Consider the following 13,586-nt stretch of genomic DNA (forward strand, 5'->3'; position numbering starts at 1 on the left):
TTGAACATGGACAACAGGGGATAGGCGGGACGGCCGCGGTGGTCTCGGACGTAACGGGTTCTTTGACGATTCAGGTATTGTTCGATCGGTTGCCAATCAATCACTTGGTCCAACTTCAATAGTGGGAAGCGGTCGATGTGTTTGGCGATCATGGCTTGTGCGGTTTGCCGGAAGAAGGTACTCATGAGAAATCCCCTAAATGTCTTGGTGGGAACTTAGGGGATTTTGGGGAATTTTGCAAAGGTCTCCGCTCATGTTTTCATGATAATAATCGTGGTTGCCCAGCACAAAAACATAGGGCTTGCCCGCCTCGTTGCAGGCTGCCTGAAACTGCCGCATGGCGGCCAAGCCGTTGCCGAAATCGCCGGCGTGGGCAATCACATCGGCTTCGGGATGAAGGGCATAGGGGCTGCCGTGGGTGTCGGAAAGGAGTTGGATTTTCATATAGATATGGTTTCAGGTAGCCTGCAACGGGAGATGGGAAACGGTTCGCCGGTATTGTATCATTCCATCTGAAACCGTTTGACACGATTGGCGCCGAATATCGGCGTTGATGGTTCACACTCATCCATTATTCAATTAGGAAACTTATACCATGCCGACAGACCGCACCGTCCAACTCAACTACATCTCCGATATCCACCTGGAATGGCTGTTCGACAAACGCGGGCTGCTGCAAACCGATGTGCTGGATGCAATCTACCGCCCGCTGTTCCGCTGCAACCGGCAGCCTGCAACGCAACACAATCTGCTGATGATTGCCGGCGATTTGACTGAGGCCAAAGAGTTCCACTATTTCGTGCCGTTTCTGGAAAGCGTGATTGCCGACAACGGCTTTGATAAAGTATTTTATGTGATGGGCAACCACGAATATTACGGCGACGCCCTGCACAAGGCAGTCGGACGGATTCAGGCGGCTCTGGACGGCAGCCCGATACTGAAGGCGCACATGAACATCCTGCATAATCAGTGCGCCATGCTCGACAACGGGCGTGTGCAGATTATCGGCGCACCGTTTTGGTATCAGGTGGCGCATGGGGACGAATATGCGGTGGCGCAAAGATTGAGCGACTACCGCTACATCAAGGTCAAACGCGGCAACAGTTACGCCAAACTACTATATCGCGATGTGCTGGCGGCACATCATCAAAGTGTGTGTTTCATCGAAGACACGCTGCGTGCCAGCCCGTCCGGCGTGCAAAACATCTTGTTCACCCACTACCCGACCAGCCGCCTGTTCGGCGATGCCGACCTGGGCTACGGCACGGTACTGCCTGCACGGTGGGCAGAGGATGCGGAAATCGGGCTACCTGAAAAGCTTGCGGCCTGCATCCACGGCCATGCCCACCAACACCTGCCCGTGCATTACGCCAACGAATACGGCATTCCGACGGCGAGCAACACCATCGGCTATTATCAGGAAGAGTTTAAGCCCGACAGCCCGGCGGGACAGCAGCAAATCAAAGACGGGCTGCCGTTTTTGATGGTGTGAACCAGGTAACGTAATTAAAGCGACAAGAAGGATGGTTTACCATCCCTCTTTTTTTCTGCGTCATCAGATCAAAATCAACCGTGCCATTGATGCCTCCGGCTGTTGCCTGAAAGCTGGATGGAGCAGTTATTCTGCATGCTCAAAGATATCGATAGACGGAAATCTATCTATTCTATTGATAATATTAAACAATCCATTGACTCATTGAATAAAAACGAATACTGTGGGTAATGAAAACAGTATCAATGACATAAGCATATACAACAGACTCAGGTACTCTCCGGTCTTTAGGGGAGTGCTGCCGGTTGTTGGTATGCATCATCACCTCTTGCTTAGGTTTTATCTTTCAGTGAGTAAAAGAACCAGGTCCTTGCAATCATCTTTCAGCCAAGCAAAGCTGTCTGCCTCAATACCCCTTTTGATTGCCGATTTGGTCTCGGCAATCTGCCCTTTGTCCGTAGGTATGACTTTCTGCATCGGTGCAGATATGCTGTGAGCGAGCTTAAAGTGCCTTTAACCCAGCATGCATCATAGTCATTGCCGGTAGTGGTACAGATACCGTTTGCACCGATGTGCGGACCTGATTTTGTCAGCCACCGATGGACCAGGTCCGGATAACACCAACAAGACCTACATCAGCGTAGGGGATATTAGAACCTTGTCCGTTCAATCGGTACTTGATTAGGCTCAACAGATGGGGAAGTGTGCCTGACCAGGTTTTCCTGGTTAGTGAGTTTTGCCAAGGTCTCGGGCAGAAACTACTTCAAAAATATCAATCCATTGATATTTAATATTATTTCTACTTTATATTAAAAACCATGCGGCACTCAGCATTAACAGAACCTAGTTCCATTACATGAATACACTTGTGGCCATCGTACTTTTTATAGGGATAACCAGCTACGCCAATCCAAAGTAACCTGTTATTCACTCAGTGAACAAAGGCTTTTCTACGTTTCAAACCGCCATATGGTCTGCCAATATTCATCCTTCTTTGAGAATGGGCTGAAAAAAATTTTAGGGCTTTTTACTGCTAATATAGTTGGTACCAATATAGGCAAAGGCAATGGATGCGCACCTGACATTGTTGCTTATCCCACCGGTAAATCACCCTCCCCCACGCAGTGTGGAACACAATCTGCCGTGGACAATGGATTAACTAAGCCGCTTAAAGGCGAACTTTAAATTTGGAGAAAAAATGCAAACAGAAAGACGACTCAGGTTGCCTGATGTCCGGCCACATGGTTGGCTACGGTCCCACAACCACTTACTACAAGTCCTAATTACTCATATGGAGGATTGAATATGTTGAACCAAATCCAGTTAAAACGTTACGCCGAGTTGTCAGGCTATACAGAAAAGGCTTTAAGGGACAAAATCAGCACCGGCGTTTGGGTAGAGGGACTCCACTACTACCGTGCACCCGACCGCCACATCTTAATCAACGTAAAAGAGGTAGAAAAATGGCAACGAAACGAATGCCAACCGGCTTAGTTATTCGCGACCGTAGTATCAAAATATGGTTCATGTATCAGGGTAAACGATGTTGGGAAAGCCTGCCGCTTAAGCCCACCACCGCCAACATCCGGCACGCCACCAAACTCCGGGAAGAAATACGTACCCGAATCGCCATCGGCGTATTCGATTATGCCGAATTCTTCCCCAACTCCAAACGGGCGGAAGAAACGGAGCGCAGCCCCACTTTCCGTGAGATGGCCGAAGCCTGGCTAGCCACCGTTAACCAGCTATCCCACTCCACCCTATCCCGCTATCGCGGCATGCTCAACAGCCACGTCCTGCCCAAAATTGGCGACATACCGATAGACCGTATTCAATACAGTACCCTAGCCGGGCTGCTGGCTACCTTAGACTGTAGCGCAAAAACTCGCAACAACATCGCCACCGTTATTCGACAGCCGTTTGTTCTTGCGCTCCGCGACGGTAGGATAAAAGACAACCCCGCCCAGCATCTGGCCAATGCCAAAGTGCAGAAAGAGCCGCCTGACCCGTTCACGCTCGAAGAAGCCGAAGCCATTCTAGGCTACCTGAAAAATGAACCTGTGTTTCACAATTACTTCGAGCTGGCCTTTTTTAGTGGTATGCGTACCAGCGAGCTCATCGCTCTCACTTGGCAGGACATCGACTTCCAGAGGCAGTGCGTGCGCGTGAACAAAGCATCCGTGGCTGGCAAGCTGAAAAGCACCAAAACCCACAGCTATCGAGACATCGAGCTCAATAGCCGCGCCTTGGAAGCTTTACGTAGGCAATGGCAAAGAACAGGACTCGCAAGCGGATACGTTTTCATCAATCCGAAAACTGGCAGCCCATTTGAGAACGACAAAGTGCCGTGGAGACCTTGGCAGCACGCCATAAAAATAGCGGGGGTAAGGTACAGGAAACCCTACAACACCCGCCATACATTTGCTACACTCAACCTCATGGCCGGAGCCAACCCCATGTGGGTAGCCCGTCAGATGGGACACAGCACTATGAAAATGCTACTTGAAAACTATTCCCGCTGGATTGACTTGGCCGACAAGCAGCGTGAAAAGTCTAAAATCGAGCAGCTTTTTGATGGGAAATGTGCCAATAGTGTGCCAAAAAACACAGAAATGAAGATAAGTATAGGATACTTATCGGATATCTTGGTGGAGGCGGGGGGAATTGAACCCCCGTCCGAAAGTCCTCTACAGAGCGTTCTACATACTTAGTCGTGTCTATTTAAAATCTCGTTCCTATTATGCCGACCGACAGGCCTTCTAGGAACCAGTTACCTTAAATCTTATTTCCCGCCAAGTAACCCGGCGGAAAACCAGTCAATGTAGAATGACGTTGCGGTAGCTTGCGCTACACAGCCCATTGACCAACTGCTGCAACGGCAGGCCTTAAGCGGCCAGTGCGTAAGTTTCGTCGTTTGCGACTATTTAGATTCAGTGTTTTACGGGAAATCTGAGACCCCGGTATGCCCGCATCTGCTTTGCAACCCCCGTCGAAACCAAGATCGCCCCCAGATGGGAAACGTTGATTATACGCATATCAGGCTGTTTTGCCAAGCAGAACGGGCATAACAAAGGTCGTCTGAACACGCAAATCATGCTTTCAGACGACCTTTCGTCTTATTCGATTATTGCCGGTAAGTCTGCAAGAAGCGTTCGAGTTTGCCCATGGCTTCTTCGATTTGGTGGGTGTACGGCAGGGTAACGATGCGGAAATGATCGGGGCGTATCCAGTTGAACCCCGTTCCTTGGACAAACAAGACTTTTTCGCGCACGAGCAGGTCGTAGATGAATTTCATGTCGTCATGGATGCCGTACATTTCTGTGTCAATTTTGGGGAACATATAAAGCGCCCCCATCGGCTTGACGCAGGATAGGCCGGGAATTTGGTTGACAAGTTCCCATGCTTTATTGCGCTGCTCCAGCAGGCGGCCGCCGGGCAGGATGAATTCGTTGATGCTTTGATAGCCGCCCAAAGCGGTTTGGATGGCGTGTTGCATGGGCGTGTTGGCGCATAGGCGCATGGACGAGAGCATATCGAGGCCTTCGATATAGCCTTTGGCATGTTCTTTCGGGCCGTTGAGCACCATCCAGCCTTGACGGAATCCGGCAACGCGGTAGGCTTTGGAGAGTCCGTTGAAGGTAATGGTCAGCAGGTCGGGGGCGAGTGCGGCAATGTGGTGGTGTACCGCGCCGTCGTAGAGGATTTTGTCGTAGATTTCGTCGGCAAAGATGATTAGACCGTGTTTGCGCGCCAACTCGGCGATTTCAAGCAGGATTTCTTTGCTGTACACCGCTCCGGTGGGATTGTTGGGGTTGATGACGACGATGGCTTTGGTTTTCGGTGTGATTTTGGCTTCCATATCGGCAAGGTTGGGAAACCAGTCGTTTTCTTCGTCACACAGATAATGGCGCACCGTACCGCCCGCCAAAGTGGCGGCAGCCGTCCACAACGGATAGTCGGGCGCGGGAATCAGGATTTCGTCGCCGTCGTTCAAAAGCGCCTGCATGGACATGGTAATCAGCTCGGACACACCGTTGCCGATATAAACGTCGTTGACCGAAATATCGCGCAGACCTTTGGTTTGATAGTAATGAACGATAGCCTTGCGGGCGGAATACAGCCCTTTGGAATCGCAATAGCCTTGCGCGGTCGGCAGATTGCGGATGACGTCCACCAAGATTTCATCGGGCGCTTCAAAGCCAAACGGCGCCGGATTGCCGATATTGAGCTTGAGGATTTTATGACCTTCTTCTTCGAGTTGCAGGGCTTTTTTGTGTACCGGACCGCGAATGTCGTAGCAAACATGGTCCAGCTTGGACGATTTGGGAAATTTCTCCATGATGTGTGTTCCGTAAAATTGTTAACAATGGGGGTAAATGTACTCCGTTTACAGGCGGAAAGAAAGTATTTTATGCAACTGAGAATAGGTCGTCTGAAACCGCATTTCAAATTTCAGACGACCTTTGTTACAACCCTATTCCGCTTTCAATACATACTTCCCGAAATATAGTAAACTTGCCGTCAGTTTTCCCTTCCTCCTTCCTATCATGTTTCCCATTATCCCCACCGACCGCGCCGCTGCCGAATGGCGCAACGAAAGCACGCAAAAGCCGCCCAAGCAGGCGGTTTATGTGCATGAAAGCAATGCCGCCGATATTCTGAAAAACGCCCACGCCCACACGGCAACCGTTTGGACGGGCGATTTCCACAACGCCAAACAAGTGTTGGCAGCGATGAAAAAGCGCGTCCGTAGGTCGTCTGAAAAAACGAAAAACGCGTCTGTCGATATTCAGACGACCTTCCACACCCACCGCATGAAACAGGCGCAGCAAAGCCGCGTGTTGAACATGCTTGCCGTCGAAATCGGCGCAGGTTTTCAGTTAAACAACCCGCGCGCACCCGACGTCCGCGCCGCCCTTGCCGATGTGTACGACAAACCGAACGACGCGCCGTTTTTGCTGCCGCTCAACCAGCTTTTGGGTTTTATCGGCGCGCACGAATGGCACAAAAAAGGCATAGACATTCCGCAGCTTGGCGGCAAAATCCACGTCCCCTTCGGCGTGTTCTCGCCCCTGCGCGGCGAATATTTGGACTTAATCGCCCAAGCGCCGTTGAATCCCCATATTCAGACGGCGTTCGACATCGGTACAGGCTCCGGCGTTATCGCCGCCATCCTTGCCAAACGCGGCATTCCCAATATCACCGCCACCGACACCAACCCCAAAGCCATCGCCTGCGCAACCGCCAACCTCGCCCGCTTGGGGCTGGACAAACAAGTCGCCGTACAAGCCGTCGACTTGTTTCCCGAAGGACACGCCGACCTGATCGTCTGCAACCCGCCGTGGCTGCCCGCCAAACCGACTTCCGCCGTCGAAACCGCCCTCTACGATCCCGACAACGCCATGCTGACCGCCTTCTTAAAAGGCGTGCGGCAACATTTAAACCCGCAAGGCGAAGCGTGGTTAATCATTTCCGACTTGGCGGAACATCTGCATCTGCGCGACCGCGATTTTTTGGAACAATGTTTTCAGACGACCTCTTTAGAAGTGGTCGATATTCTGAAAACCAAACCGCGCCACCGCAAAGCCGCCGACGAATCCGATCCGCTCGCCTTCGCCCGCAATCGGGAAACCACTTATCTCTATCGTTTGAAAGCAAAGTCCTGATATACAATTAGGTCGTCTGAAACCCGTTCCCGCCATTCCCATGCAACTGATCAAATACCTCCAATCCCAAGGCATAGGCAGCCGCAAACAATGCCAGTGGCTGATTCAAAATGATTGTGTCGAAATCAACGATACGGTCCGCAACGATACCAAAGCCGACATCGATCCCGCCGAAGTCCAAACGCTGCGCATAGACGGCGAAGACATCGTCGTCGTGCCCATGCCTTATTTCTACATCCTGCTCAACAAACCCGCCGATTACGAAACCTCGCACAAACCGCAGCAATACCCCAGCGTTTTCAGCCTTTTTCCCGACCATATGCGCAACATCGATATGCAGGCGGTCGGCAGGCTGGATGCGGATACGACGGGCGTTTTGCTGATTACCAACGACGGGCAGTTCAACCACCGCGTTACCTCGCCGAAATACAAAGTCCCCAAAATCTACCGCGTTACCCTGAAGCATCCTGCCGATGAAAGCCTGTGTGAAACGCTGAAAAACGGTGTCCTTCTGCACGACGACAACGAAACCGTCCGCGCAGCCGAAGCCGTTTTGGAAAACCCGACCACCCTGCTGATGACCATTACCGAAGGCAAATATCATCAAGTCAAACGCATGGTCGCCGCTGCCGGCAACCGCGTCGAACACCTCCATCGGGACAAATTTAACGGACGAACGGTAGAAAATTTAGCCTCAGGGGAGTGGAAATTCATCACGGTTTGAAAATTTAAAAGTTTTTTCAAAAAAATTTAACCATTATGATTTTTTTATTTGTTTAAAAACATTATGATATGATTGTTAAGATGATATTAACCAAACTTAACGCCATCATTCGTGAACTATTATATAATTCGCGTGTCTGAGTAACACTTGCTTCGAGAGAAGTGAGTAAGTGAGTAAGACGTTTTCCCCGTAATGTGTTTGGCCATCTATACTTTTCCCCTTAGTATAGATGGTTTTTTTTATCTGCGATTTTCTTAGCCCTTCCTACCGTATAGCTCCCTTCCCTTAATCAGGCAAATAGAGTGGACTGGTAAAACAAATTATTTTATTCACAGACCGATGCCGAATGCCTGTTTCCTTAGCTGGATATAGTTCCGGGTAACGGTTAAGCGAGACTGGCCATAAAGCAGCGAAAGCAGAGAAAAATTTACAAGACATGGAAAGAAACTTGGATAATGCCGCAACCGTTTCCTAAAACCAATATAAGGAGATAACAATGGGGCACAATATGATGACCACTCAAAAATGGTATGAGCATATTACTAATGTAATCATAGGCAATACTGCTAATTTCAATAGCGGTTGCCTTGACTCTATAGATTATGTAGATGAAAGAAAAGGCGTTCCGCTTGCAGCTATGGAACATATTTTCATGGACGTTAGAGCTGCAGCTTCCCATGCCTATCTATTTGAACATGATCTTAAGAAATTCAAGCAATATGCTTATGTTGCAGGAAAGCTGGGGGTTTTGCTGAGTGTAGATGCTGAAGACCCCGAACCCTTCTTCTTTCCCTGCGATATGCTCAACATTCAAAATCCGATGTTTCTGATGCTGATGAGCGACAGCCCGCAGCTGCGTGAGTTTCTGGTGCGCAATATCGACAACATCGCCAACGATACAGAGGCCTTCGTAAACCGCTACGACCTTAACCGTCATATGATTTACAATACTCTGCTGATGGTGGAGGGTAAGCAGCTTGATCGGTTGAAACAACGTAGCGAGAAAGTCTTGGCGCACCCCGCACCTAACAAATGGCTTCAAAAGCGGTTGTACGATTACCGCTTCTTCCTCGCTTTCGCCGAACAGGATGCAGAGGCGATGAAGGCCGCCTTAGAGCCGCTTTTCGATAAAAAAACCGCGCGTATGGCTGCCAAAGAAACATTGTCCTATTTCGATTTCTACCTGCAGCCGCAAATCGTTACCTACGCCAAAATCGCATCCATGCACGGTTTCGATTTGGGCATAGACCACGAAATCGCACCGAGGGATTTGATTGTTTACGATCCGCTACCGGCAGACGAATACCAAGACATCTTCGATTTTATGAAACAGTATGACTTGTCTTATCCGTATGAATATCTGCAGGATTGGATAGATTACTATACGTTCAAAACCGATAAGCTGGTATTTGGTAACGCGAAGCGAGAGTGAGCCGGAAACCTCTGAGCGCCTGTTTTATAGATTTCAATTTTGCGAAGTACTCATTCAATCCTACAAACAGGAGGTCATCATGTTACTCAAAAAAGGCTTGCTTTCTACTTTGTCCATTGCACTGATAATGGGTTTTTCCGCCCAAACTGCCGATGCAGACACCCACAAACGCCGCCATCCGCGAACTCAAGCCGAACATGGCAAACTGCATCCCGCCTGCAAAAAGTACCTTGACCGCCGCGCTGCATGGTACAAATACAAAGGCGACCGTGCCGAATTGAAAGAAAACCGAAAAGCTCGCAAAGCTTTCCGTGAGCTACCCTATAAAGAACAACGTATCCAATGCCGCGCCGCTTACGAAGCATTTGATGATTTCGATCACGGCAAATTCCGCCGTTAACAATCATATCGGTAAAGGTCGTCTGAAAACGGTTTACTATTTGAGAAAACCCGTTTTTAGACGACCTTTTGTTATATTCCCGGAATACAGTTTCCCCTATAATTCCGACTTTCCAGCTCCCATACTGCCTCCCGCCCCATGACCACGGACTTCGACATCCCCCTTTTCCTTAAAAACCTGCCCAATCTGCCCGGCGTGTACCGTTTTTTCGACGAAGGCGGCAACGTCTTATACGTCGGCAAAGCCGTCAACCTCAAGCGTCGCGTGTCCGGTTATTTCCAGAAAAACGACCATTCCCCGCGCATCGCCTTGATGGTGAAACAGGTTCACCACATCGAAACCACCATCACCCGCTCCGAAGCCGAAGCCCTGATTCTCGAAAACAATTTCATCAAAGCCCTGTCGCCCAAATACAATATCCTCTTCCGCGACGACAAAAGCTATCCCTACCTAATGCTCAGCGGACATCAATATCCGCAGATGGCGTATTACCGCGGTACGCTGAAAAAGCCGAACCAATACTTCGGCCCCTATCCCAACAGCAACGCCGTGCGCGACAGCATCCAAGTCCTGCAAAAAGTCTTCATGCTGCGCACCTGCGAAGACAGCGTGTTCGAACACCGAGACCGCCCTTGTCTGCTGTACCAAATCAAACGCTGCACCGCGCCCTGCGTCGGACACATCAGCGAAGAAGACTACCGCGACAGCGTGCGCCAAGCCGCCACCTTCCTCAACGGCAAAACCGACGAACTGACCCGCACCCTGCAACACAAAATGCAGACCGCCGCCGCCAACCTGCAATTTGAAGAAGCCGCCCGCTACCGCGACCAAATCCAAGCACTCGGCATCATGCAGAGCAACCAGTTCATCGACAGCAAAAACCCGAACAACCCCAACGACATCGACCTGCTCGCGCTCGCCGTTTCAGACGGCCTCGTCTGCGTACACTGGGTCAGCATACGCGGCGGGCGGCACGTCGGCGACAAAAGCTTCTTCCCCGACACCAAAAACGATCCCGAACCAAACGGGCAAGACTACGCCGAAGCCTTCGTTGCCCAACACTATCTGGGCAAAAGCAAACCCGACATCATCATCAGCAACTTCCCCGTCCCCGACGCATTGAAAGAAGCCTTGGAGGGCGAACACGGCAAACAAATGCAGTTCGTGACCAAAACCATAGGCGAACGCAAAGTCTGGCTGAAAATGGCGGAACAAAACGCACAAATGGCAATAGCCCAACGCCGCCTGCAACAAAGCAGCCAGCAACACCGCATCGACGAGTTGGCAAAAATCCTGAACATGAATTCAGACGACCTCAACCGCCTCGAATGCTTCGACATCAGCCACACCCAAGGCGAAGCCACCATCGCCTCCTGCGTCGTGTACGACGAACAAAACATCCAACCCTCGCAATACCGCCGCTACAACATCACCACCGCCAAACCCGGCGACGACTACGCCGCCATGCGCGAAGTCCTCACCCGCCGCTACGGCAAAATGCAGGAAGCCGAAGCCAACGGCGAAAGCGTCAAATGGCCGGATGTCGTATTGATTGACGGCGGCAAAGGACAAATCGGCGTCGCCGTATCCGTATGGGAAGAACTCGGGCTGCACATCCCCTTGGTCGGCATCGCCAAAGGCCCCGAACGCAAAGCCGGCATGGAAGAACTCATCCTCCCGTTTACCGGCGAAACCTTCCGCCTGCCGCCCAACAGCCCCGCCCTGCACCTCCTGCAAACCGTGCGCGACGAATCACACCGCTTCGCCATCACCGGCCACCGCAAAAAACGCGACAAAGCCCGCGTTACCTCGTCACTCAGCGACATCCCCGGCGTAGGCAGCAAACGCCGCCAAGCCCTGCTCACCCGCTTCGGCGGCCTGCGCGGCGTCGTTGCCGCCAGCAAAGAAGATTTGGAACAAGTCGAAGGCATCAGCAAGGCATTGGCGGAAACCATTTACGAGCATCTGCATTAAAAGATGGGGTTAAATAAAGCAAGAGGTCGTCTGAAAAGTTTTCAGACGACCTCTTGTTATTCTCTATACCACATCAAAAACAATATTTTTTTAAAACCTTATTAGGAATATATTGATAAATATCCTGAAATTCTTTCTTTACCGCGGCTGAGGCAGGATTCAGCTTCTCATTCCGTACCAATTTTATTTTATCTTTGGTGACTTCCGACAACGAAGCAGCGGTATAGCGGTATTCCCGATGCGAACCTGCCGTCAAACGGTCTCGAGTAAATTCATACCGGTATTTATCCTGTCCCATTTCCCCATAAAAATCAACATCCATCCTGCAACGTCTTTGCGGTTGGGCAAGCAATACCAACTCGCTTCCCTCCGGACTCAATTCAAAATCCGTCAAATCCCTTTCATAAACTTTTTTCCATTGGGAATGATGACTTTGAGCAGCCAGCAAACCAGAGCTCAAACATAAAACTGAAACCAATAAACCCTTAGCAACATTCATATGATTACACCTAAATCTGAAGAGCCTATTATTAAAGCAAAGAACTAAAAATAATATAATTGGGTTTCAATCGACTCAATCCCGCTCATCAAACAAGCCGACATCGAATAAATCCGGCTCGCTTATACGAGTGCGGCAATCGATTTTATAGTGGATTAAAATAAAAATGAGACAAGGCGGCAACGCCCGTCGTGTACAGATAGTACATAAGGGCGTTGGTAACGCCGTATCGTTGCAATTTTAATCCACTATAATACCCTCATTCACCCGACAGCAACACAGCAGAATTTCGCCGGACGCGACAAAGGCGAGCGGGAAATCGTCGTAGGACGACGCCCTGCCGTCCAATATTTTGACGCGGCAGGAACCGCAATAGCCGCTGCGGCACTGGTATTCGACCTCGTGGCCGGTGCGCTCCAAGCCCTCCAATAAGGTTTCGCCCTCTTGAAGCTCGAAGGTTTTGTCGTGTGTACTGATGAGTGCCATTGTTATCTGTTTAAGCGGGAAAGGTCGTCTGCACGGTGTAACCGAAATCTTTGATTTCGCTTCTACACCTGTTCAGACAACCTCTTGCTATACATTACCCTACCAAATCCCCAACCAGTTTTCTTCCGATTTTGAGTTTCCGCGTCCTTCTTGTGCCTCGCGTTCACCCCTTCGGAAATCCCACGGAGCTTGCGGATTTTTACCGCTCCACAAACCTTTACGTTTTTGTTTTGCCTGCTTTTGGCCGGCGGCGTAATCGGCATAGGCGGTTTTGCTTTGCTGTTTTTTGGCATAGCTGTCGTAATGCCATGCCGCTCCGTCGCGCAGCTGCATAAGGTTCAAATCGGTTGTTCCAACGGATACCTGCGCAACTTCGCGTTTGTAGCGGTCTTTTTCGAATACGCGTACTTTCACTTTTTTGCCGTCGGCTTTGTCAATCAGGTTGTCACGCGAACGCGTACCGTATGCCTGATTAATCTCGGGCGCGTCGATATACGCCATGCGGATTTTGTGTTTTGCACCGTCTTCGTCGATGACGTGAAGGGTATCACCGTCGTGGATTTTGGCGATTTTTCCGTGATAAGTATAAGGGGCTTTTTTGTGTATGCCGGTCTTGCTCTGTTCGTTTTCAGACGACTTTGGCCTGATTGTATCAGTCAGTAGCGCACCGACGGACTCTAAGCCGAAATGACGGCTGTCTGTAATATCGGAAACAATCTGAACGCTTGATCGAATAAGTTCGGTATCGCGTGAGCCGTAACCCAATGCGCCCAATACGGACAGGAAAACGGGCAGCCATTTGAGCATGGTAGTGATCTTCATAATTTGAGAATGATAAGGTCGGCGGATTCGCATTTGAAGTGCAACTTTCCCTAACAGAAAAAGGCCAGTATGCGGTAGCATACGGCCTTTC

General features: G+C 50.2%; 13 protein-coding genes, 1 other RNA gene and 1 pseudogene. 8 read left to right on the forward strand and 7 right to left on the reverse strand.

Features of this window, described 5'->3' with window-relative positions; genetic code table 11:
* Together AC5M9B_RS02190 and AC5M9B_RS02195 are read right to left on the reverse strand one after the other, a co-directional pair.
* Positions 1 to 185: transposase (locus AC5M9B_RS02190; protein ID WP_487648176.1), on the reverse strand; the 185-nt coding region annotated here is incomplete at its 3' end.
* 10 nt (positions 186 to 195) lie between these two features.
* Positions 196 to 444 (reverse strand): metallophosphoesterase, encoded by a 249-nt coding sequence (locus AC5M9B_RS02195; RefSeq protein ID WP_487648177.1) that lies wholly within the window; start codon positions 442 to 444, stop codon positions 196 to 198.
* A gap of 151 nt (positions 445 to 595) precedes the next feature.
* Between AC5M9B_RS02195 and AC5M9B_RS02200 the strand changes: the two genes are divergently transcribed.
* From AC5M9B_RS02200 to AC5M9B_RS02210, 3 genes and pseudogenes are all read left to right on the forward strand, one after another.
* The gene (locus AC5M9B_RS02200) at positions 596 to 1,492 is read left to right on the forward strand and encodes a metallophosphoesterase (RefSeq protein ID WP_487648178.1); all 897 of its coding nucleotides are present in this window, start codon (positions 596 to 598) and stop codon (positions 1,490 to 1,492) included.
* A gap of 1,305 nt (positions 1,493 to 2,797) precedes the next feature.
* Entirely contained in the window at positions 2,798 to 2,986 is a 189-nt protein-coding gene (gene xisR / locus AC5M9B_RS02205) for an excisionase family protein (protein WP_003782610.1), read from the forward strand.
* A 32-nt stretch (positions 2,987 to 3,018) separates the two neighbouring features.
* A pseudogene (locus AC5M9B_RS02210) lies at positions 3,019 to 3,996 on the forward strand (tyrosine-type recombinase/integrase); the annotation flags it as partial.
* A gap of 142 nt (positions 3,997 to 4,138) precedes the next feature.
* Here AC5M9B_RS02210 and ssrA read toward each other — a convergent pair.
* Positions 4,139 to 4,501: a transfer-messenger RNA gene (gene ssrA / locus AC5M9B_RS02215) on the reverse strand.
* Between the two features lie 115 nt (positions 4,502 to 4,616).
* Complete coding sequence (locus AC5M9B_RS02220; protein WP_146736842.1) at positions 4,617 to 5,831, reverse strand: pyridoxal phosphate-dependent aminotransferase; 1,215 nt, start codon at positions 5,829 to 5,831, stop codon at positions 4,617 to 4,619.
* 208 nt (positions 5,832 to 6,039) lie between these two features.
* Between AC5M9B_RS02220 and AC5M9B_RS02225 the strand changes: the two genes are divergently transcribed.
* From AC5M9B_RS02225 to uvrC, 5 genes are all read left to right on the forward strand, one after another.
* Entirely contained in the window at positions 6,040 to 7,158 is a 1,119-nt protein-coding gene (locus tag AC5M9B_RS02225) for a methyltransferase (RefSeq protein WP_487648179.1), read from the forward strand.
* Positions 7,159 to 7,198: 40 nt separating this feature from the next.
* Positions 7,199 to 7,882 carry a 16S rRNA pseudouridine(516) synthase gene (locus tag AC5M9B_RS02230; protein WP_487648180.1) on the forward strand — a complete coding sequence of 228 codons (684 nt, stop codon included), beginning with the start codon at positions 7,199 to 7,201 and terminating at the stop codon, positions 7,880 to 7,882.
* A 496-nt stretch (positions 7,883 to 8,378) separates the two neighbouring features.
* Positions 8,379 to 9,314 carry an immunity 49 family protein gene (locus tag AC5M9B_RS02235; RefSeq protein ID WP_146736839.1) on the forward strand — a complete coding sequence of 312 codons (936 nt, stop codon included), beginning with the start codon at positions 8,379 to 8,381 and terminating at the stop codon, positions 9,312 to 9,314.
* Positions 9,315 to 9,393: 79 nt separating this feature from the next.
* Positions 9,394 to 9,714, forward strand: a complete 321-nt coding sequence (locus tag AC5M9B_RS02240; protein ID WP_146736838.1) for a stress response protein — start codon at positions 9,394 to 9,396, stop codon at positions 9,712 to 9,714.
* A 138-nt stretch (positions 9,715 to 9,852) separates the two neighbouring features.
* Entirely contained in the window at positions 9,853 to 11,688 is a 1,836-nt protein-coding gene (uvrC, locus tag AC5M9B_RS02245; protein WP_070656567.1) for an excinuclease ABC subunit UvrC, read from the forward strand.
* A gap of 73 nt (positions 11,689 to 11,761) precedes the next feature.
* Here the strand turns inward: uvrC and AC5M9B_RS02250 are convergent, their stop codons facing one another.
* The 3 genes from AC5M9B_RS02250 to AC5M9B_RS02260 form a co-directional block, all read right to left on the reverse strand.
* The gene (locus tag AC5M9B_RS02250) at positions 11,762 to 12,187 is read right to left on the reverse strand and encodes a hypothetical protein (RefSeq protein ID WP_487648181.1); all 426 of its coding nucleotides are present in this window, start codon (positions 12,185 to 12,187) and stop codon (positions 11,762 to 11,764) included.
* A gap of 240 nt (positions 12,188 to 12,427) precedes the next feature.
* Complete coding sequence (gene yfaE, locus AC5M9B_RS02255; protein ID WP_209283194.1) at positions 12,428 to 12,673, reverse strand: class I ribonucleotide reductase maintenance protein YfaE; 246 nt, start codon at positions 12,671 to 12,673, stop codon at positions 12,428 to 12,430.
* A 99-nt stretch (positions 12,674 to 12,772) separates the two neighbouring features.
* Positions 12,773 to 13,495 (reverse strand): thermonuclease family protein, encoded by a 723-nt coding sequence (locus AC5M9B_RS02260; protein ID WP_070656565.1) that lies wholly within the window; start codon positions 13,493 to 13,495, stop codon positions 12,773 to 12,775.
* Positions 13,496 to 13,586 lie beyond the last annotated feature (91 nt).

It is taken from the genome of Neisseria flava, from assembly GCF_982712965.1.

Bases quoted from the DNA above. Each gene is read 5' to 3' on its own strand.
- yfaE (WP_209283194.1), bottom strand. From the start codon at position 12,673: ATGGCACTCATCAGTACACACGACAAAACCTTCGAGCTTCAAGAGGGC.
- AC5M9B_RS02240 (WP_146736838.1), top strand. From the start codon at position 9,394: ATGTTACTCAAAAAAGGCTTGCTTTCTACTTTGTCCATTGCACTGATA.
- xisR (WP_003782610.1), top strand. From the start codon at position 2,798: ATGTTGAACCAAATCCAGTTAAAACGTTACGCCGAGTTGTCAGGCTAT.
- uvrC (WP_070656567.1), top strand. From the start codon at position 9,853: ATGACCACGGACTTCGACATCCCCCTTTTCCTTAAAAACCTGCCCAAT.
- AC5M9B_RS02220 (WP_146736842.1), bottom strand. From the start codon at position 5,831: ATGGAGAAATTTCCCAAATCGTCCAAGCTGGACCATGTTTGCTACGAC.
- AC5M9B_RS02235 (WP_146736839.1), top strand. From the start codon at position 8,379: ATGGGGCACAATATGATGACCACTCAAAAATGGTATGAGCATATTACT.
- AC5M9B_RS02200 (WP_487648178.1), top strand. From the start codon at position 596: ATGCCGACAGACCGCACCGTCCAACTCAACTACATCTCCGATATCCAC.
- AC5M9B_RS02225 (WP_487648179.1), top strand. From the start codon at position 6,040: ATGTTTCCCATTATCCCCACCGACCGCGCCGCTGCCGAATGGCGCAAC.
- AC5M9B_RS02230 (WP_487648180.1), top strand. From the start codon at position 7,199: ATGCAACTGATCAAATACCTCCAATCCCAAGGCATAGGCAGCCGCAAA.
- AC5M9B_RS02195 (WP_487648177.1), bottom strand. From the start codon at position 444: ATGAAAATCCAACTCCTTTCCGACACCCACGGCAGCCCCTATGCCCTT.
- AC5M9B_RS02260 (WP_070656565.1), bottom strand. From the start codon at position 13,495: ATGAAGATCACTACCATGCTCAAATGGCTGCCCGTTTTCCTGTCCGTA.
- AC5M9B_RS02250 (WP_487648181.1), bottom strand. From the start codon at position 12,187: ATGAATGTTGCTAAGGGTTTATTGGTTTCAGTTTTATGTTTGAGCTCT.